Source organism: Pseudoalteromonas sp. ABE4_541 (assembly GCF_056312285.1).
In genome coordinates this window covers 1-20,802 of record NZ_JBSVEM010000035.1, presented here as the reverse complement: position 1 = coordinate 20,802, position 20,802 = coordinate 1, and the positions used below count along the sequence as shown (strand labels likewise).

Here is a 20,802-nt window from a genome sequence, read left to right as displayed (position 1 = left end):
TCTAATGCTTTGTTGAAATCGAATTCTTGAGTCATGTGTCATTCCTGTTTTCCTAATATTACTGAAATGACACAGATTTCTAAACACTACCCTTCCGGTTTTGACAAGGCGTCTAATCTAAAAGTTATTCATAGCTTTAAACTATGTCAGTTGCTTATACGCGTCTTCTGAGATTTGAAAAGCCGCTTTGTGCTAGCATCGTCAATATTGCGCACAAAAATAAAAGACTATTTCATATTTGCTGATGCGTTAACGTTAAAATCATGTGACAGTATTTACTGTCTTGATAGTAAATAAAAAACACCAGAGCGGCTTGCCTGCATGCCGTTCACTTATTGTTAAAATAACTTACTAAAACGATGAATTGCTGATATCAATTGAAGCATTTTATGCTCTCATTGAAGTCATAATTAGTCATGAGCTGAGGAATTAAATGGCACGTTTTTTAGACATTGCTACCCAAGCGGGATTTACTTTTATTGATGAGAATAGTACGAGACTGATCAAAGAAGTATGCCAAGGTTATAGTTTAGAAGTGACGCTAGAAGATGAAACATGGGATGAACTCTATGAGGTTGGGCTGTATTTTTGGTCACCTCGTTTTGGAAAAACGATGGAAATACTGTTCGGCAACTATGCCGAGATTGCAAGTGCTTACCATGATAGATTGCTGATCAACGATACGAGAGGGTGTTTGAGCTTTTTAGCTGCTGGTTGGGAAAAGGCACCTTGTGGAAACATGGCCCTCTATTCAGCGGCAACTTATCTTTCTTTTGAAGATTTAACCGCCAGATTAGCAAGCATTCAGGATGCACTCGGAATATATCGATTGCTTTATGAAGACATAGAAGCAGGCTTTTTTACTGCATCAGAATTACTTTGGGTTTACTTGTATTTAAGTAAAGAAATGGGCCTGAGTAACGATAGAATACTCGAAAAGCTGGCAATGCAAAGCAATTATTTTCCAGCTAAGACACTAAAACCCGTTGATAAAGCATTGCTTGATGTATTTCAGCAGGCTTATGAAAACGCTCAAGCTTGTATGGTTGGGAAAATTTAACAAGCAAGAGCGCTCATATGTTTATTGTGTAAGTGACTCGTGAGGCACAGAGCGTGCAAGCCAGCGCTCCATGCCAAACCGCTTATTTATTTTTTAAAGGCAGCGAGTGCAGCCTCATAGTTCGGCTCGTCTGTGATTTCAGCAACCAACTCACTGTGAACCACAATACCTTCTTTGTTTACACATACGATTGCACGCGTGGTTAAACCTTGTAAAGCACCATCTGGAATTGCTACACCAAAAGTTTGTGCAAAATCAGCGCTACGGAAAGTCGATGCGTGTTGTACATGCTTTATCCCTTCGATTTCACAGAAGCGGCCCGCAGCAAAAGGTAAATCTGCCGAAATACAGATGACTTGCGTATCTTCCAATTGAGCGGCTTCTTGATTAAAACGTCTTACACTGTTTGCACAAACAGGGGTATCTATACTTGGGAAAATATTTAGGATCAGGTTCTGGTCAGATAGATTAGCAGGGGTTAGCTCAGATAAATCTGCTGCTGTTAAAGAAAATGCTGGCATTGTGCTGCCAGCAACCGGGAACGTTCCAGCTACATTGACTGGATTACCTTGAAAAGTAACTTTTTTCATTTCTAATATACCTTATTAGTGTGATTGTTAATACAAAAGTGTGATAAAAGGTACATTCAACCTGTGCGCTTATCAAGTATGTCTTTGTCAGTGATGTCTGACATTTTATTACAGATATATTGTTGAAAAATAGATTTAAAAGTACACCCCTGACCAATAACTTAGCTTCTAGGCTTTTACTTCCTTGGAACACTGCGGTACAAAGCTGCAGTACAAAACGATGAAAATATAAAATGGTGTGGTTTTGTTGGAATAGCGCCTGCTTTTTGCTGGGCAGCTGGTGTTTGACAATTATACCTATCAATAGCTTCGATGTGTTACTTTGAAAGTACAACGTATTTATTGAGCGAGTTCAACGAAGGCAATGGAGTAAAATGGAATTTGCTGAACAAAATCAGGGGCAGGGCTTTTTCAAATAAACATAACGATAGCGTTCATACCCAAACCTCAAAAGGTGATACAACTCACTATTTGATATGGTAGTTGTGCATCTGACGATTTGTCTAAATTGTTTTCGCGCGATTATCGAGCAGATTTCACGTCTGCATATGTGTCATATCGAGTTTGCTTTTAAGCCTATTGTGAATTATGTACCCTAGGCCCGTTTTATTATTTTAAGAGATATTGCGATGAAGCAAATTTTACTATCTGTGAGCTTGGGCTTATCAATTAATAGCAGTGTGTTAGCTGGCGAGATAATGAGCCCAGAAAAGCTGTGGCAAGTTAAGCGAGTGAGTGCTTTGGGCTTAAATAAAGCGCAAACTCACGTGATTTATAAAGTGACCACGCCTAATGTTGCGAACAATAAGTTTGATAGTCAGGTGTACCAAGTGCCTTTAAAAGGCGGAACTGCTCGACTCCTAAGCGATTATCAAGGACTTGTGGTAGACGCGCATATTTCCCCAGATGGAGGAAAAAAGCTGTTTCATGAAACAGTGAAAGTAGAGACTGTGCTAGCAACCGATAAGCACCAAGATTTGGCACAAGCCAATGCGTATGTGTTTGATGACTTGAACTACCGTCACTGGGACACATGGCGCGACGGCAGCGTGAACCATGTGTTTTATCAAGACCTAGAGACAGAACAAAAAATTGATATCATGAATGGGCAACCTTTCGACAGCCCAACAAAACCGTTTGGTGGGGCTGAAGATTATATTTGGGGGCCAAAAGGGGAGAATATCTATTACGTGAGTAAAAAGCTCACCGGTGCTGAGGCTGTGACTAGCACCAATACGGATATCTATCGCTACAATCTTACCAGTAAAAAAACCACGAACATTACACAAAACAACCTTGGTTATGACAAATATCCTGCGTTTTCTGTGACGGGCCAGCTTGCTTGGTTACAGATGGACAAACCTGGGTATGAGGCGGACAAAAACGACATCATTGTGCAAATTAATAATAAACCGCTGAACCTAACCAAACATTGGGATGGCACAATTAATAGCTTCAAATGGAGCCATGATGGCAAGCATATTTACTTTGTTGCACCAACCGATGGCACCATTCAGTTATTCCGTGTAGCTGTTAACAGTAAGGCAAAACCAACTATTGAGCAGCTGAGTCAAGGTATGTTTGATATCACGGGAATAGTGGCAGCACAACCGGATAGTTTGGTGATCACCCGTAGCAGCATGAATCGTGCAACGGAGATATATCGTTTTGATTTAAGCGATAGCAGCATGAGCGCGCTTACTCAAGTTAATGATGCGCTATATGCCGAGCTGGATTTACCAACGGTTAAAAAGCAGATGGTCAAAACTAAAGATGGCCACGATATGCTAACTTGGGTGATTTATCCGCCTAATTTTGATGAAAGTAAGCAATATCCAACGTTATTGTACCTACAAGGTGGGCCACAATCAGCGCTGTCTCAGTTTTACTCATTTCGTTGGAATTTTCAGGTAATGGCGTCACAAGGTTATATTGTGGTTGCGCCTAATCGCCGCGGCATGCCTGGTCATGGTGTGGCTTGGAATGAAGCTATCAGCAAAGATTGGGGTGGCAAGGTGATGCAAGACTACCTCGATGCAATTGATGATGTTGCAAAAGCCCCTTATGTTGACAAGGCGCGTATAGGCGCAGTAGGGGCGAGTTATGGTGGTTATTCTGCTTTTTATTTAGCTGGTCACCATGATGGACGTTTTAAAACCTTTATTGCTCACTGTGGAATGTTTAATACCCGCAGCATGTATGGCTCAACGGAAGAGGTCTTTTTCGTAAACCACGACTTTGGCGGTGCCTATTGGGAAAAAGACAACAAGGCTGCGAGTAAAGTTTACACCGAGTTTAACCCAATCAACTTTGTTGATAAGTGGGATGCGCCAATGTTTGTGATCCACGGTGGCAAAGATTACCGTGTACCATTAGAGCAGGGGCTCCAAGCATTTCAAGCGGCAAAACTGCGTGGTTTAAAAAGTCGTTTCTTATTCTTCCCTGAAGAGAATCATTGGGTGCTGAGCCCACAAAATGGCATTGTTTGGCAACGTGAATTCTTTAAGTGGTTAGATGACACGTTGTGATCTGAATGTATGAAGCAGAGGGCTACTTAAGATGGCCCTCTTTTTTTATCTCATAACCCTATTGGCATTGTGTGTCTGCGTTTGGCCATTCAATATCTATCCAAACAAGGCGATGATCTGAGGAGGCTTCTCTGCTGCCAACCAGCTCCGCGCCATCTTCATGTTTAGCAGGCCAAAATACGCCACTTTGCACAACCTTTAAATCACTTGATGGCAATACATAGTCAGCCCTCATTCCCCAGTGGGCGGTATGTGTTGGGCCATTTGGGTTTTCTGGCTTATTAAGCAATCCACCTTGTGACTTTGGCGCTGGGTAATTATTGACGCGCGGGTGCGTTAACAGTTGTTTGATTGCATTAGGGTGGGCATCACCATCAACGGCGCTGGCATTTAAGTCACCTAAAATGACAAACGACTGACCATCAAAGCCACCATACTGTCCTTTATCATCATATAAATAATCATTACCAGCTGGGCTGATGTAATCTTTCCATAATCTGATCTCATCGTGGTTTCGGCGTCCGTTTCTATCTTCCGGTCCATCGAATACGGGCGGTGTTGGGTGGCTTGCTAATACATTGAGCTGTTGGTTGCAGATGTTGATAGGAATATCCCAATGCGATTTTGAAGACAGCCTCATAATGTCGCGCTCATGCTGAGCATACCAAGGTTTGCCAGCTTGATCGGTGGGCATGAGGTTATTTGGCATATCCTGCCATAAAAAGTGCTTAAAGGTGCGCACTTGCTCTGATTGGATAGGAAATTTAGACAGGACAACCATTCCATATTGCCCCGCGTAATGACCAAAGCCGAAATGTTTTAAGCGAGCACTTTTGTCAGATAATGGTGTTTTAACGCCAGTATTGACGGGAGCTAGGTACATGTATGGGTAATGGATTGGCGCAAAACCGTTTTGTGATACCTCTAGATACTGTTGTTTGAATAAATTTATTCCTTGCTCAGGATTGGCAATGTAATCAAATTCGTTCAGTAAAATCACGTCGGGGCGTGTGCGTTGAATGATCTGGGCAATGTTGTTTATTTGCTCGAACTGGCCACTTTGCAATGCTGTGCTTAACGCGTTGCCAGAGGCATCAAGGCCACTTGCCAATTTGTAGTTGGTTGCTTCCATGCTGACGTTAAAAGTCGCCACTCTGATTGTTGGCTTATCCTCTGGCGCTAGTTTATTAAGCTCTTGCGGGCTATGACAGCCTAAGTTTAATAATGCCGTTGCCAGAATAACAGGGAGAAGAGTACGTTTCATCGCTAATCGAGTTCTAATAAATGGGAGAGATAGTTTACATGGAAAATTTGAAAAAGAAGCGGGTGAGATGTAAGTAATCTGTGGTTTTTAATCGCAGTGAGTATTCGGTTGATGGACAATCAATCAAGTATCTAATTTAAATAGTGAAAACCTTGTATAACGAGCGTACCATTATGTCGTTTTAGTTTTAATAAGGGAGTGAAGTATATGTATGAGTTTTTAGTTGGGTTAGACGTGTCAAATGATGAAGTTTATGCTCAGTACCGAGCGGCAATGAAACCAATCTTAAGTCACTATGGTGGTGGGTTTGGTTTTGATTTTAAGGTGTCTGAAGTGTTGCTCTCTCAGGTTGATGTGCCAATTAATCGCGTTTTTACTATTCATTTTCCAAGCCAAAGTAAAGCCGAAAGCTTTTTCTCAGACTCAGATTATGTGGCAGTGAAAGCCCGTTATTTTGACTCATCCGTTGCGCATACCACCATCATTTCTAGTTACGAAAAGAACGACACGCCCTAGCCATTTTTAAATGATAAACTCTATCAGTTGAGAATCGTCAAATATTAATAAAGGGAGTTAAAATAATATGGCAAAGTCGATAGCCGCAATGGTTTGTTTAGTATTGGGTCTTTATCAAATATTCACTGATAGCTTTAGCATAGGACTGATTTTTATTGTTGTTGCTATTTTTATCATGACCGTTGAGGGCTCAGGATGGAGATTATGGGGGCGCTCATCAGGCCACAGCCGCACTACAAACTATGACTCTTATGACGGTTCCGATTCGTCTGACGGTGGCAGTGGTGGGGGAGACTAGTGCGTGTGATTGCTTTTTTAGTGCGTAAACACGTAAGTTTGTGGCTGGTTTAGCACCGGGTTACGTTAATAATAGTCTGTTGCCATTGCACTGTACAGTAGACAGACCCGAGTTTAATAGCTTGGGTTCTGCTCTAAAAATACATCAAGAATGACGTTGTATCTCTCGGCAGTGGCTTCACTTTCTTCGGCGAGTTGTTCTCTTGCTGCTTTGGTTAACCTCACCAACTCTTTACGTACACAAGTACTGTCTAAACACGGTTTTGTATGTAGTAACTCTTCTCGTTAGCACGTAGGTAACAGCCGTCGCTGACGATGGTCGTCATTCATGTGGTTAACCATATGGACTTCATCATTCAGATCCCATTGTGGTTGCGTTTGTCGCCGCTCGCCTTTTTCAATCCAGAAAATATGACCAAAGCCACCAATATGATTGACCTAAAATGAGCCACACTTGGAACGTGCCTGCATTAGCCTGTGGATTGGGGAGGCGTCAACAGTATGATATCAGGCTGTTCTGTAACTCACTTAACAACAGTGCAGTTATTAAATTACTTTATTAATATGTAAATGGTGTAAATTAATTTGTAGGCGCTGACGCTTTGCACTACAGTATTGAAGCTCACTACGACAATTTAAATTAGAGTTATAAGTCATGGAAGATAATAACTACCGCAAGTTCGAGTCCGGGCTTGTTTGTCTTGCCTTAGCGGGCAGACTCCACAAATGCGCTGTCAACATTGATGAATTGAGGCGCAACTTTACTGACCCTAAACTTAGCGAGTCTAAGTTTATTGATATTCAGATTATCCGCGCGTCAAAGTCTTTAGGGTTTAAAGCTAAGTTTAAAACAACGCCCGTATCATCACTCAACCAAAAAACACTCCCTGTTATTGCAAAGCATGTTGATGGGCATTTCGCGCTTATTGTGAGTTGCTCAGACAAAGGGATATTAGTACAAGATGTGACCTCTAATCAGAGCGCTGTATTGATATCGCATGCGCAGTTTTATGAAAATTATGAGCGACAGGTTTTGATGCTTACCCCTAGAGGGGGTTTACTGACGTACACCGCGCGGTTTGGTTTTAAGTGGTTTTTGCCAGTAATGGCTAAATACAAGCGTTTTTTTACTGATGTGTTGATTGCATCGTTTTTTATTCAATTACTTGCCCTTGCATCCCCGATATTTTTTCAAGTTGCTATTGATAAGGTTATGGTTCATAAGGGCATGACGACACTTGATGTGTTAGCGATTGGGTTTTTGTTCGTTATTGTCTTTGAGGTGTTACTGACAGGTTTACGGGGCTACCTATTTAGCCATACGACTAATCGGGTCGATGTTGAACTTGGCTCTTTGCTGTACGACCACATGCTGAAACTCCCGGTTGCTTTTTTTAAATCGCGCAGAGTCGGAGATACAGTCGCGAGATTAAAAGAGCTAGACACAATCCGTGATTTTATGACGGGGTCAGCGCTTACTGTTGTGTTAGATATGTTGTTTACGCTGGTATTCTTTGCCGTCATGTTTTATTACGCACCAATGTTAACTTGGATTGTCGTTGGAAGCTTACCTTTTTACTTTGTTATTGCTTTTTCGTTAGGTCCAAGACTTAGGCACAGTTTGGAAAATAAGTTTCAGAGAAGTGCAGAAAACCACTCATTTTTAGTTGAATCTGTTCACGGCTTGGAAACGGTTAAGTCTCTTGCTATTGAACCTCAAATGCGTAGCAAGTGGGAGGACAAACTAGCTGCTTATGTGAGTGTGTCTTTTAAAGCTGGACAATTAAATAACATCTATGGTCAATGTTCTTCATTTGTAACGAAGTTGACAGGTTTGCTTATTTTATATTTTGGGGCAATGGCTGTTACAGATGGCAGTTTATCAATAGGCCAGTTTATCGCGTTTAACTTGCTGGCGCAGAGAGTGGCAGCGCCAATCATGCGCTTTGCAAATCTTTGGCAAGATTTTCAGCAGGCGAGAATATCCGTTGAGCGGTTAGGAGATATACTTAATTCGCCAGTTGAAAGTGGTGAAAAAAACAAACTTTCACTCCCTCAATTAAATGGTGCAGTACGTTTTGAGCATGTTAGCTTTAGCTACTCCCCTGAGCGCCCGAATGTATTGAGTGATATTAACTTAGATATAAAAGCGGGCGAAGTTATAGGGATTGTAGGGCGCTCAGGGTCAGGAAAAAGCTCTCTAACTAAGTTGATTCAACGTTTATATTTGGTAAGTTCAGGCCGTGTGTTGGTGGATAATGTTGACCTTTCACTGATCAACCCAAGTTGGCTTCGGCAAAAAGTGGGGGTGGTACTGCAAGAAAACTTTTTGTTCAATGCTAGCGTAAGAGACAATATTGCATTGAGTGATCCCTCATCTTCTTTAGAGCGAGTCATTAAAGCGGCAAAACTCGCGGGTGCTCATGAATTCATATTGGAGTTGCCACATGCTTATGACACAGAAGTAGGTGAGCAGGGGGCTAACTTATCAGGTGGGCAAAAACAACGTATTGCTATTGCAAGAGCGCTGCTCACTGACCCTTCTATTTTGATTTTTGATGAAGCAACGAGTGCACTAGATTACGAGTCTGAGCGCATTATTCAGCATAATATGCAGCAGATCAGTCATGGTCGAACCGTGTTTATTATTGCTCATCGCTTAAGTGCTGTGCAGCATGCAGATAGTATTGTTGTGTTAGACAAAGGACGGATAGTTGAGCAGGGGTCGCATAAAGTGCTACTCGCGTCTCAGGGTCATTACCATTACCTCTATCACCTGCAATTTAGTGAAACCAAACTGAGCAGGCACCCGGTATGAAGCCTCATATTATTGATTACGAATTTTTACCTGCAGCACTGGAAATTCAAGCCGCGCCACCACCAAAACTAGCCCGAAGTATTGTTTGGACTTTAGTTTTATTGCTGATAGTCGGTATAACTTGGATATGTATGAGCCCAATTGATATTGTTGCTACAGCAAATGGCAAAGTTGTGCCAAAGCGGCGTGTTAAAACAGTCCAGCCGATGGAAACTGGTGTTGTAGCTAAAATCTATGTTCAAGAAGGGCAAAAGGTAAGCAAGGGGGATTTATTGCTTGAGCTAGACCCTGCAATTAATGCTGCTCAAAGTCGAAATTTGGCGCATCAGCAAAGTGACTTGCAACAGCAAATTTATCGACTAACTCAATACAGTACATGGATAGAAAACCGTGTAATACAAAATCTACCAGAGCTGACACGTGAGCAAGCTCGGCTACTCAACAGCGAAAAGCGACTTCATGAGACCCAGATAAGTATGTTGACGTCAGTGGTGGCACGCCTTGAGGCTGAACTTCAGTCAGCTCAGCTAAGTAAAGTTAAAATAGAAAAAACCCTACCTTTATTGCAGGAGCGCACCGCTTCTTTAGAAAAACTACAAAGCAGTAAAATGGTATCAAGGGAAGAGTACTTGGCTTTGAAGCAAGAGGCATTGGCGCTAGAAGCACAATTACCGATTGAAGGCGCGAACATTAAACGCCTCAGAGCTGCTATGGCAAGTGCTAATAGTAACTTGCAGCAAAAGCAGGCTGAAGCGTTACAAAATACTCTGGCGCAAATTAACCAACTACAAGTTCAATATCACCAAATTAGCGAAGATCTTGTAAAAAGTCGTTTTTTAGAGCAAAAGATGCAATTAAGAGCGCCTGTATCCGGCACGGTAGAAAACTTAACCATAACAACATTAGGCGAAGTTGTGACACCTGCACAAGAGCTAATGCGCATTATTCCTGAAGATGATGAATTGATCGTAGATGCAGGATTACTCAACAAAGACATTGGTTTTGCTTATGTAGGTCAAAACGTTGAAGTAAAAGTAGAGAGCTTTCCCTTTACACGATATGGCGTGATTGAAGGGACCTTAATTGAAGTATCTACCGATGCAATAGAGCACGAGCAATTAGGGTTGATTTTTCCAATAAAAGTGAAGCTTGAGAAGCAGTCACTCAATGTGGACGGTAGAGAAGTCCCCTTGAGCGCAGGAATGAATGTAACCGCAGAAGTAAAAACAGGGCAACGTTATATTGTGGAGTTTTTACTCTCTCCGATTATTCAGCATGCACACGAAGGCGCGAGAGAGCGTTGATGTAGGCATTATTGCCGTAATAACTATCTTAAGGAAAGAGAAAATGTTTTGGACACAAATGTTTGAGCGCTCATCGCAAATGAATAAAGTACACGTTAGCCTAACCAAGATAAGGCTTGTGTGCCTCTTTAGTCTGTTATTTTCGTTTTTACTTTTACACATAGCTATTTACGCTTATTTGATAGAGCCTGTGGAATATATGCGCAGTGGCGGCCAATCAGGCTATTTAACAGGGTATATCGATCTTGTTAATTATTACTGTGCTCATTTGCCGAGCATAGCTCCCTATATAAAATCATCACTTAAAACGAATCCTTATAGTATTGCGTTGTACTCTACTTGGGGGATGTTTTTTTTATTATTTTTTATATATGGCATTGTGTTTTTTGTTTTGAATCGACGTTATAAAGAAAATAACAAAGGTAAGTCGTGGTGACTTTTATATTTGTTGGGTTAATGAGGTGGATTATGTCATTTAAACAACGTTTTTTGGAAGAAATTCAGAAGCCATATTCAGTTACGGGTATAGATATAAAGAAAGCTAATTACTTCTTATACGCTATGTTGGCTTTATTCATTTTTTTGCATATTTTGATTTACTACGTGTTGATTGACCCTCAGGTATATAGCGCTTCGGGTGGTATAGAGGGATATCCCAAATGGCTTGAAGCCATTGTTAATTGGCATAGCAGTTTTAATCCAGTGCTGGAAGAGCAAGCAAAAGCATCGGGGTCGATGAGACTCTACCACGGTGCGATTTATACCGTCTGGGTGGCGTTTGCTATCCCAATGGTTGTATACGGTCTGCTTTTCGCTAACTTGCCTTTATTAATAAACCACATAAAGTATAAGGTTCAAGGTAGATCTATTTTTTACCATGCTTATTTTGTTTTTATAATTTTATTTGGTTTTCATTTTGTGTTTTGGTATGCATTTTATCACCTGTTTTTAATGGGGGTTCCTTCTGTTGGTGATGATGGGGTGTTGGAAAGGTTTTTTATATATAGAGTTAAAGAGCATTTATTGCTTTTTGGCTCGGCTGGGCTGTTCTTTTTTTTTATTATGGTTGGTTCTCTTATTCATGCCTATGCTAGATTTTTATTAGTTTTTTTTGATGCTTTACTAAATTTCAAATTAAAAGGACGTTCTTAAAATGGATAATTTACAACATAAGTATTTTCAAAGATATAACCTATCAATTCCGGCTGTGGCGAAGGAATATACGTTACCAAATGGCACTAAACGTTGGATTAATACTGACGGCTCTATTACCGAAGGTGGGCCAATAGGTTCAGAGCACGCCGTTGATACTGGGTTAGTAGGCGGTATTGATCCAGATAATGTATTGGTGCACTTTGATCCTCACCTAGATACTATAGCTAATGCTGAAACGGCAGAAGCATATCGCCCAGATAGCTGGGGTAATGAGACGACTGCAGTACAGGTGGCTATTGAAACCTATTTGTCTATTTTCAGACAACTAGCCGATAGCAACTTAACAAAGCAAGAAATAAGTGCATTTGAGCGTTATGTCAAATACACGAAGTCAGGCCCCCTTACCATACTGGACTTAATGATAAATGTAAAAACAGAGGGAGAGGTAGCAGGCTCATTAAAAACCTTAACAGGTATAGGTGCTGGGGTGATTGGCTCATCACTTGGATCAGCTGCAGCACCCTTTGTGCTCAGTAATGCACCAATTGTTTTGGCCGCAGCGGTTAGTGCTGCTTTCGCCTATGGTGCAGCGGTTGCTTGGGATAAACTTGAGATGACGGAGCATATTAATAATGCATTAGATGCAAGCGCGGAGTTTCTCGACCAAGTATATGATGATGTTCAGGTCTCTTTGGGCGACTCTTTTGACGGCTTCTCCGGTTGGATGGCCAATCAAGCTGGCGACATACTAGAGCGTATTAACAATATTGACCGTTCTATAGACGGTTGGTATGAAAGGATGATGGATGCCATATCTGGCAAGGTGTTAAGTGTTAACTACATGACATCTGCTAATGGTAACGCATCATTTGAAACCGCTATGGCATCATACTCCGAATATGGAGTAGCAGAAACCACAGCACCTAAAATAGCCCCGCAAACACCCACCCCTCAACCAGCCTCACCACTTGTCTTAGACTTAGATGGTGACGGGGTTGAAACGGTTGGTCACGAGCAAGGTATTTACTTTGACCATGAAGGCGATGGCTTTCAAGAATTGTCTGGCTTTGCTGGTGCTGATGATGGGTTGTTAGCCATTGATTTGAATGGTGATGGTAAAATTAGCACAGGCCAAGAGTTATTTGGGAGCCATACTATCCTAGCTAATGGCCAAAAAGCCGAACATGGGTTTGTTGCACTGGCACAGTATGACAGCAATAGTGATGGCGTGATTGATAGTAATGATACCGTATTTAATCGGCTGCGTGTTTTTCAAGATAAAAATCAAAATGGTAAAACCGATGACGGTGAGCTGCTAACACTAGAAGAAGCTGGGGTTGGCAGCATATCACTTTCTCACCAAGGCTCCGAGATAATAGATAACTACAATAATGAACATCGCCAGCTTGGCTTTTTTACAACCAGCGACGGCCAAGTACGGGCAATGAATGACGTGTGGTTTGATGTTAATTTAACACAAACGCAAGTTGCCCCATTTGATGCGCCAGAACATATTGCTGCACTACCAAATGTAAGAGGGTATGGCAAAGTAAGCTCACTCCATGAGGCAATGGCAAATGATACTTCAGGCCAGCTTACAGGGTTGGTTGAGCGTTTTGCCAATGCGACCACATACCAAATGCGACAAAACCTGCTGGTGGAAGTGATGTATCACTGGGCTGGGCAAGGCGGTAATCCCGGTGGTAATTACTTTCAATCGCCCATAGATAAGCGAAAAATTGCCACGTTAGAAATGCTATATGGTTTTGATATACCGATCCCACAGGGGACGGGCCAAGATTATGCCCGAGAGTATGAAACAATATTTAGTGACTGGTCAGATAAGATATTTTTTAAGTTGGCAGCGAGTAGTTTTTTAGCGCCTTTTTTTAGTCAGATAGATTGGGTTCAAGATGAAGTAACTGGGCAATGGCAGGCAAACTTTGACTATGCAATTAATGTAATTATTAATCAAGTCGAGGCCTACCCACAGCAAGCACAACAGTATATTTCAGAGGTTGTAAAAGCTATTCGAGGGGTTGACCCATACACCAATAAACACTTTCAAAACTTTGTAAATCAGTTTGAGGAAAAAATACACGCAGGCGTGTTGGACTCATATTCAGCTGAGACGCAGCATCTTTTATCAAACTTAAACAATGTATTAACCTCAGAAGTGCTGGTAGGAGGTGACAACAATGACAACCTATTTGGACTTGACGGCAATGATGAACTTTATGGTGGGAAAGGAGACGATATATTAGACGGTGGTGTGGGTAATGATGTACTGATTGGTGGGGTAGGCAACGATGTATATCGGTTTGGTGTGGGGTATGGCCAAGACACAATCCGCAATATCGATGTATTTGGCGATGAGCCATCAAGCCCAGGCTATGACACTGTACAAATGATAGGGTCTCTATCAATCGCTGATATTAACTTGAAGCGTAGAGGAGACGATTTAGTGATTGAAATTACGCAGACGGGGGAGCGGCTGTTTATTGAATCTCATTTTGCACAGGGGGATTTATTAAAACATATTGATACCATAGTCTTTGCGGATGGAAGCGCTATTGAAGTAGGGCCAGAGTACTTTGATACGATAAGTGTAATTAGCCAACAAATAACAGATGGTGATGATGAAATACATGCCACATCGCAACACGACAATATAAATACCCTTGCAGGCGATGATCTTGTGTATGGAAAAGCGGGTGATGACACACTAGCCGGTGGTGCGGGTAATGATACCTTGTATGGTGATGAAGGAGGCGACGATTTACAAGGTCAAGGCGGCAATGATCTACTGTATGGTGGCAAAGGTAATGACACATTAGATGGGGGAGAGGCGCAAGATACGTTGCTGGGAGGTCAAGGAGATGATGTGCTGGTTGGCGGTGTTGGGGACGATATCTTGGATGGTGGTCATGGAAATGATCAATATCATTTTGAACTAGGTTTTGGGTTAGATGTAATCGCTGAAAACGCTGCTAACAAAGGTATAAATGACGTCGTGTTTGGTCACGGGATCCGCGCCCAAGATATTAAACTCGTTCGAACAGAACGCGATGTGCGTATTATTGTCCATGAAGGCATTGATGAAGTGCGTATTATCGGGCAGTTTGATGCAATAAGTACTATTCAAAAGTTCACTTTTACCGATCCAGAGAGTGTTGATACTCAGTGGAGCGCTCAACAACTCATCGACAAACTAACATTAGCTACAGAAAATACAGACACAATTTGGGGGAGCATAGATGCCGATATCCTCAATGGTTTGGGCGGAGAGGACTTACTCAATGGGCAAGGAGGAGATGATACTCTGACTGGCGGTTTAGGAGATGACACCATTGAAGGCGAAGCAGGTAACGATCGACTATTGGGTAATGAAGGGCACGATATATTAAAGGGGGGCTCAGGGGATGATCAGCTTTCTGGTGGTTTAGGCAATGATAAGCTCAGCGGTGGACGGGGTGATGACGTTTTACAGGGGGGCTTGGGAGACGATTATCTATTTGGTGGTTATGGCAATGATACTTATCTAATCGCTGCTGATGGTAGTCAAGATATTATTGAAAGTACAAAAGGCGGAGGGTCTTCTGAGCGTATTTTATTTGCAGAAGGAATTAAAGAGTCGGATGTTAGTTATCAACGTACTGGAAATAGTTTATTGATCGCCATTGATAGCCATAACCTAGTTACGCAAGTATTAGTGCAAAATGCTTTTATTGGGAGTCAGTTTGAATTAAATCATTTGGTGTTTCATGACGGGAGTACGGTAGATTTCTCTCATGTGATCCAACAATTAAAAGATTGGTCTGGTAGCAATAGTGATGATGATATTTATGGGGACGAACAAGACAATATCTTTAGTGCAGGCCTTGGTAATGACAAGGTGTATGGGCGTGCTGGTGATGATTTAATAGTAGGAGGTGAAGGGGCTGATCATCTGTACGGTGATATGGGAAATGATGTCTTAAAAGGCGAGGCTGGTAAAGATTATTTAGTCGGGGGGAAAGGTGATGATCTCCTCAAAGGAGGGGATGGAGATGATAGGCTAAAAGGTGGTGACGACAACGATACACTGGAAGGGGGCACTGGCGACGATTACCTAACAGGTGGCCGCGGCAATGATATTCTTGATGGAGGCAATGGCGACGATGTTCTTGAAGCAGGGAAAGGCAATGATGTTATTCGAAGTGGAGAAGGCAATGATATTGCTCGGGGGGGAGAAGGCTCTGACACCTATCACTTTGATATTGGAAATGACAGTTTAAAGATATATGAAGCTCGGCTTAGCTCTGAACAAGACAAATTAATTTTTGGTTCCGGCATTTCGACTGCGGATATACAAATCAGCTTTTATCATGACGTCGACTTTGGTGATGATGTGCCTGAATATGCAGATAAGGTCTTGAAGCTCTCCCTAGAGGGTGGAGAAGTCGTTCATATCAAGAATTATTTGAACAGGTATTATCAGCCTGCTTTAGAAAATTTCACAATTCAATTTGCTGACGGTACAAACTGGAGAGTTGAAGACGTTCTTGCACATTACTTTGGCGGCACATTCAGAAATGATGAGATTAATGGTTTTGACACAGATGACTTTATTAATGGGCAAGCTGGCAACGATAAGCTTAATGGTGGCGAAGGAAATGATGTACTCGACGGTGGTGAAGGCGACGATAACATCAAAGGTGGCGCTGGTGACGATACACTAAGAGGTGGAGCTGGAAAAGATTTGGCTGAAGGCGGTTTAGGTAATGATACGTATCATTTTGCAATCGGTGAGGGTCAGCTAACCATTAACAATTACGAAGCTGGAGCTGATATTGCACGCGACACTTTGCAATTCGCTGACGGGATTGCTCAAGCGGATATCGAAATAATCCACGACGTCGGTTACTTTTCCGATAATCTCATACTTTCATTCGGTAACGATGAGCATGTCAAAGTTGCCAATTATTTTGGAAATATACAATTTGCACTTGATAAAATTCAGTTTGCTAATGGTGATGTATGGCGACTTGATGATGTTAAAGAACAATACTTACTAAAAGCGGTGTCAAGCGAAGCGGATCGCATTTTTGGCTTTGAAGAGGCAGACCAAATTAATGGTTTAGCAGGACATGATTATATAGAAGGGCGTGGTGGTTACGATATTTTATATGGTGGTGAGGGGAATGATACCCTCAATGGCGGTAGTGGTGATGACAAGTTATACGGTGGCCCCGGCAGCGATAGGCTGATTGGAGGGATTGGTCGAGATGTATATCATTACAACAAAGGCGATGGCTATCTCACAATAGATGATAGCGACGACAATCAACTAAATGCAGGCAAACTGTTATTTGGTGAGGGTATTGAGCAGTCAGATTTGCATTTAAAACGCTTTGGCGAGCACCTTGTTATTTCTCTAGGTGAAGGAGAGCAAATCAAGGTTGAAAATTTCTACGCTCAGTCGACTAGTACGTATTACAAGTTGTCAGCTGTGACTTTTGCAGATGGCAGTGCGCTCGATTTGACGTTGTTGGATGACTTGGCGGACCTAGCAGGTACGCAGGGAAATGATGAAATAGAAGGTACATCTTCTGCGGATGTTATTAGCGGCTTAGGCGGAAATGACATCATTAAAGGTGGGCAAGGCGACGATAAGCTCTACGGTGATGAAGGGGATGACCAACTTTATGGTGGAGAAGGTAATGATGAGCTATCGGGTGGAGCAGGCAACGACTATCTCGCAGGTGGTGAAGGTGATGACGTATATCATTACAGCCGTGGTGATGGCACGGTAGTCGTTAAGGACACAGGGAGAGGTGTAGACAATACCATTAAGTTTGGTGAGGGAATTCTACCGAGTGATATTGAGTTGGTTCGTACCTTAAAAGGTGATTTAAGTGAAGATTTGACGCTAGTTTTAAGTAGTGATGAACTAATCATTATTTCTGGTTTTTATAATGCAGGAATGGCTTCAATAGGCGCTGTAGAATTTAAAGACGGCACGGTTTGGACATTGCATGATATTCAAACCATGCTCACCATTACAACTGATGGCGATGATCATCTGCAAGGGCTTGCAACAGACGACGCGATAGATGGTATGGGCGGTAATGACACGATATATGGGCGCGGTGGTAACGACACTTTATCTGGTGGCGCTGGTGATGATTTATTATATGGCGGTGTTGGTGATGATGTACTTATTGGCGGCCAAGGTAGTGACTTTATGCAAGGGGGACAAGGTTCTGATATTTACCAATATACCCGTGGTGACGGTAATTTGACTATAGATGCCCAGTATGATCGAAGTGACAAATTGCTCCTAATGGGGGTCGATAAGTTTGAATTACAAGTACAAAGGTTAGAGGATGATTTAGAACTATCAGTGGCGACGAACCAGACCATTATCATTAGAAATTACTTCTCTAGCCGCTGGTACCAAGACCTTGCTTCACCAACAAATCACGATGCGGGTTTAACAATTCAATTCGCAAATGGGGCAACGTTGAGTCCTTATGAAGTCAAAGAAGCTTTGCTACGCGCAACAGAGGGGGATGATACTTTGATGTCATATCTTCTTCCAGAAGACTCTATCATAAACGCCCCGCCGTTAAAGGGCCTAGGTGGTAATGATATAATATATGGGCATAGAAAACGTGATCATATAATTGGTGGACAAGGCAATGACCAAGTATATGGGAATGATGGGGATGATGAGTTATATGGTAATGAAGGTGACGATATACTCAAAGGAGGTCGAGGTAATGATAAAATCGATGCTGGTGTCGGAAATGATTATGTAGAAGGTGGTAAAGGAAGCGATACCTATACCTATGCACGTGGCGATGGCCAGCTAACTATAAATAACCGTGATGAAGATTACCTAAACTCAACTGATAGGTTAGTTTTTGCTGAAGATATAAAGACCGAAGATGTCCGTATTTCTCGACTTGGAAACGATTTATATCTCACTTTTGAGTTGGGAGATGAAATAAAGGTTGAAAATTACTTTGATGAATTTGGGGGGCGTTCAATATACCGCTTGGATAAAGTGGAATTTGTTGATGGTACCACTTGGGAATATGCTCAACTGAAAGATGCACCTTTTAGAGTACCCGATGGCACAGCAGGTGATGACCATATTGTTGGTTCTGATAGAGACGACAACATTAATGGCTTGGCGGGGAATGACAAATTAGAAGGCGGCGCGGGTAATGACATTCTCAAAGGCGGAGAAGGTGATGACGAGTTAATTGGTGAAGCGGGAGATGATCACCTATATGGTGGAGCTGGTACTGACATAATGGCGGGTGGTTTAGGAACGGACACATACCATTACGGCCGTGGTGATGGTGCACTGGCAATTAGTGCTTCCATTGCTCAAGAAACACAGCTACCTACAGATACTCTCCAATTTGGCGATGATATTTTGCAAAGTGATTTAACTTTTGCTCGAAGTGCAAATGACTTGCTAATCAAGCTCGCTGATGGTGGCGAGATACAGGTTAAAGGTTATTTTTGGGCGATTGATATAGGGTCTTTAGCTGCTATTAAGTTTGCCGATGGATCTCGATTAGATTTGACATTAATTAATAAGCTACCACCTGTTGGTACTGATAATGGTGAGGGAATATCAGGGACTTCCCTGAATGACTTCATAGATGGCAAGGGAGGTGATGATGGTTTGTTCGGCCATGATGGAGATGATGAAATACTCGGCGGTCTAGGCAATGATTACATGAATGCGGGTAATGGTAATGACAAGTTATACGGTGAAGAGGGAGATGATAACCTGCAAGGGGTTGCTGGGAATGATTACCTTGATGGGGGCGAAGGCAAAGACTACCTTAGCGGTGGTGACGGAGACGATACGTTAATAGGTGGAGCTGGCGTTGATGAGCTACACGGTGGCATAGGTGGTGATACATTAAACGGAGGTGCTGACAATGACAAATTGTATGCAAATGATGGAGATGACCAACTAGCTGGAGGTGAAGGGAACGATTATCTGTATGGTCACGCAGGTGATGACTTTATGGATGGTGGAAACGGCGATGATTGGATTTACGGTGGGCTTGGGAATGATGAAATACTAGGTGGTGATGGTGACGATAACCTTGCGGGTGAAAGTGACGATGACATTCTTCAAGGAGGGATGGGCAAAGATAGGCTAGAAGGTGGGGATGGAGATGATAGACTCGAAGGTGGAGACGGTCGTGATGAACTACTTGGTGGTAGTGGCAATGACCTGTTAGATGGTGGTGCTGATAAAGATGAACTGTATGGCAAAGATGGTCATGACACGCTGATTGGTGGTGATGGTGATGATGGTCTCTATGGCGACAGCGGCGACGATATTCTCAATGGTAATGCTGGAAACGATAATCTGTTTGCTGGAAGTGGCGATGACACTTTGTATGGCGAAGATGGCAATGATTCCCTTTATGCTGGAGACGGACACGATAAATTATATGGTGGTGCAGGGGATGATTACCTTGAAGCGATGGGCAGTGATGAACTCTACGGGGGCACGGGTAATGACGAGCTTTGGGGAGATGCAGGAGCAAGTATATTAGATGGCGGCGCTGGAGATGATCATATTTACTCCTGGACAGGGAACGAAACCCTTATTGGAGGGCTTGGTTCAGACATTTATTACTACCGCTATGGTGGCGGGCATGACATCATTGCCGCAGAGCTACAGCAAGAACAAGAAACAACGAATAAGCTTGTGCTCCAAGGAGACATTAATACTTCATTGATAACCTTCAAACGTATAGGTAGTGCATTAGTCATTGAAATTGAGGGGGGTACAACAAGTAACGGTAATATTATTGAGCCTGGCAGTATCACTTTGGAGCAATTTTACAGTTCAGATAGCAGTTCCTCATTTTCAGGTCTTCAAATAGATTTTGTGGAGTTTTCGGACGGAACTGTGTGGGATAAACTCACACTACATAGCAAAGTTGTTGGAGATTCTCCGAGTTTAATGGGAGTAGCAACAGGTGCTAACGTTGAGCTTATGTTTGAAAGTTTATCGCAATCTATCAATGCAATGGGACTTGACGTTGACGCTTCAGAAGTGGCTAGAAGGCAGCTTTTAGAGTCTAGTATGATGTTCTATGAGGTTTAAGACAGTTTAGGTTTAACAAACCCGGATTTGAATGGTCCGGGTTTTTTGACTCTGTAACTAAATCTGTGTAACTGCCTATTATTAATCCTTAAAAAGGGTTTAGGATAGGCAATGATGAATAAGAAAGAACTGGAAGC

10 protein-coding genes are annotated in these 20,802 nt (G+C 42.3%); 8 read left to right on the top strand and 2 right to left on the bottom strand.

Annotated elements, in window-relative coordinates:
• Positions 1-433: 433 nt before the first annotated feature.
• Positions 434-1,060 (top strand): hypothetical protein, encoded by a 627-nt coding sequence (locus ACW689_RS21000; RefSeq protein WP_476294304.1) that lies wholly within the window; start codon positions 434-436, stop codon positions 1,058-1,060.
• Positions 1,061-1,146: 86 nt separating this feature from the next.
• Here ACW689_RS21000 and tpx read toward each other — a convergent pair whose 3' ends face one another.
• Positions 1,147-1,650 carry a thiol peroxidase gene (gene tpx / locus ACW689_RS20995; RefSeq protein WP_476294302.1) on the bottom strand — a complete coding sequence of 168 codons (504 nt, stop codon included), beginning with the start codon at positions 1,648-1,650 and terminating at the stop codon, positions 1,147-1,149.
• Between the two features lie 629 nt (positions 1,651-2,279).
• On the opposite strand from tpx, the gene ACW689_RS20990 reads away from it, so the two are divergent.
• Positions 2,280-4,178: a S9 family peptidase gene (locus ACW689_RS20990; protein WP_476294301.1), complete on the top strand. Its 1,899-nt coding sequence runs from the start codon at positions 2,280-2,282 to the stop codon at positions 4,176-4,178.
• Positions 4,179-4,236: 58 nt separating this feature from the next.
• Here ACW689_RS20990 and ACW689_RS20985 read toward each other — a convergent pair whose 3' ends face one another.
• Complete coding sequence (locus tag ACW689_RS20985) at positions 4,237-5,442, bottom strand: endonuclease/exonuclease/phosphatase family protein (RefSeq protein ID WP_476294300.1); 1,206 nt, start codon at positions 5,440-5,442, stop codon at positions 4,237-4,239.
• Positions 5,443-5,649: 207 nt separating this feature from the next.
• Between ACW689_RS20985 and ACW689_RS20980 the strand changes: the two genes are divergently transcribed.
• The 6 genes from ACW689_RS20980 (at position 5,650) to ACW689_RS20955 (ending at position 20,665) form a co-directional block, all read left to right on the top strand.
• On the top strand, positions 5,650-5,958 hold the full coding sequence (locus ACW689_RS20980) for a DUF1330 domain-containing protein (protein WP_476294299.1): 309 nt from the start codon (positions 5,650-5,652) through the stop codon (positions 5,956-5,958).
• Positions 5,959-6,025: 67 nt separating this feature from the next.
• Positions 6,026-6,256, top strand: a complete 231-nt coding sequence (locus tag ACW689_RS20975; protein WP_476294298.1) for a hypothetical protein — start codon at positions 6,026-6,028, stop codon at positions 6,254-6,256.
• 654 nt (positions 6,257-6,910) lie between these two features.
• Entirely contained in the window at positions 6,911-9,073 is a 2,163-nt protein-coding gene (locus tag ACW689_RS20970) for a type I secretion system permease/ATPase (protein ID WP_476294296.1), read from the top strand.
• A complete protein-coding gene (locus ACW689_RS20965) occupies positions 9,070-10,377 on the top strand; it encodes an HlyD family type I secretion periplasmic adaptor subunit (RefSeq protein WP_476294295.1) in 1,308 nt (435 codons plus the stop codon). Before ACW689_RS20970 ends, ACW689_RS20965 begins: the two co-directional genes overlap by 4 nt.
• 468 nt (positions 10,378-10,845) lie before the next feature.
• Positions 10,846-11,529: a hypothetical protein gene (locus ACW689_RS20960; RefSeq protein ID WP_476294294.1), complete on the top strand. Its 684-nt coding sequence runs from the start codon at positions 10,846-10,848 to the stop codon at positions 11,527-11,529.
• 1 nt (position 11,530) lies between these two features.
• Positions 11,531-20,665 carry a calcium-binding protein gene (locus ACW689_RS20955; RefSeq protein WP_476294293.1) on the top strand — a complete coding sequence of 3,045 codons (9,135 nt, stop codon included), beginning with the start codon at positions 11,531-11,533 and terminating at the stop codon, positions 20,663-20,665.
• Positions 20,666-20,802: the final 137 nt, after the last annotated feature.

Bases quoted from the DNA above. Each gene is read 5' to 3' on its own strand.
- ACW689_RS21000 (WP_476294304.1), top strand. From the start codon at position 434: ATGGCACGTTTTTTAGACATTGCTACCCAAGCGGGATTTACTTTTATT.
- tpx (WP_476294302.1), bottom strand. From the start codon at position 1,650: ATGAAAAAAGTTACTTTTCAAGGTAATCCAGTCAATGTAGCTGGAACG.
- ACW689_RS20990 (WP_476294301.1), top strand. From the start codon at position 2,280: ATGAAGCAAATTTTACTATCTGTGAGCTTGGGCTTATCAATTAATAGC.
- ACW689_RS20985 (WP_476294300.1), bottom strand. From the start codon at position 5,442: ATGAAACGTACTCTTCTCCCTGTTATTCTGGCAACGGCATTATTAAAC.
- ACW689_RS20980 (WP_476294299.1), top strand. From the start codon at position 5,650: ATGTATGAGTTTTTAGTTGGGTTAGACGTGTCAAATGATGAAGTTTAT.
- ACW689_RS20975 (WP_476294298.1), top strand. From the start codon at position 6,026: ATGGCAAAGTCGATAGCCGCAATGGTTTGTTTAGTATTGGGTCTTTAT.
- ACW689_RS20970 (WP_476294296.1), top strand. From the start codon at position 6,911: ATGGAAGATAATAACTACCGCAAGTTCGAGTCCGGGCTTGTTTGTCTT.
- ACW689_RS20965 (WP_476294295.1), top strand. From the start codon at position 9,070: ATGAAGCCTCATATTATTGATTACGAATTTTTACCTGCAGCACTGGAA.
- ACW689_RS20960 (WP_476294294.1), top strand. From the start codon at position 10,846: ATGTCATTTAAACAACGTTTTTTGGAAGAAATTCAGAAGCCATATTCA.
- ACW689_RS20955 (WP_476294293.1), top strand. From the start codon at position 11,531: ATGGATAATTTACAACATAAGTATTTTCAAAGATATAACCTATCAATT.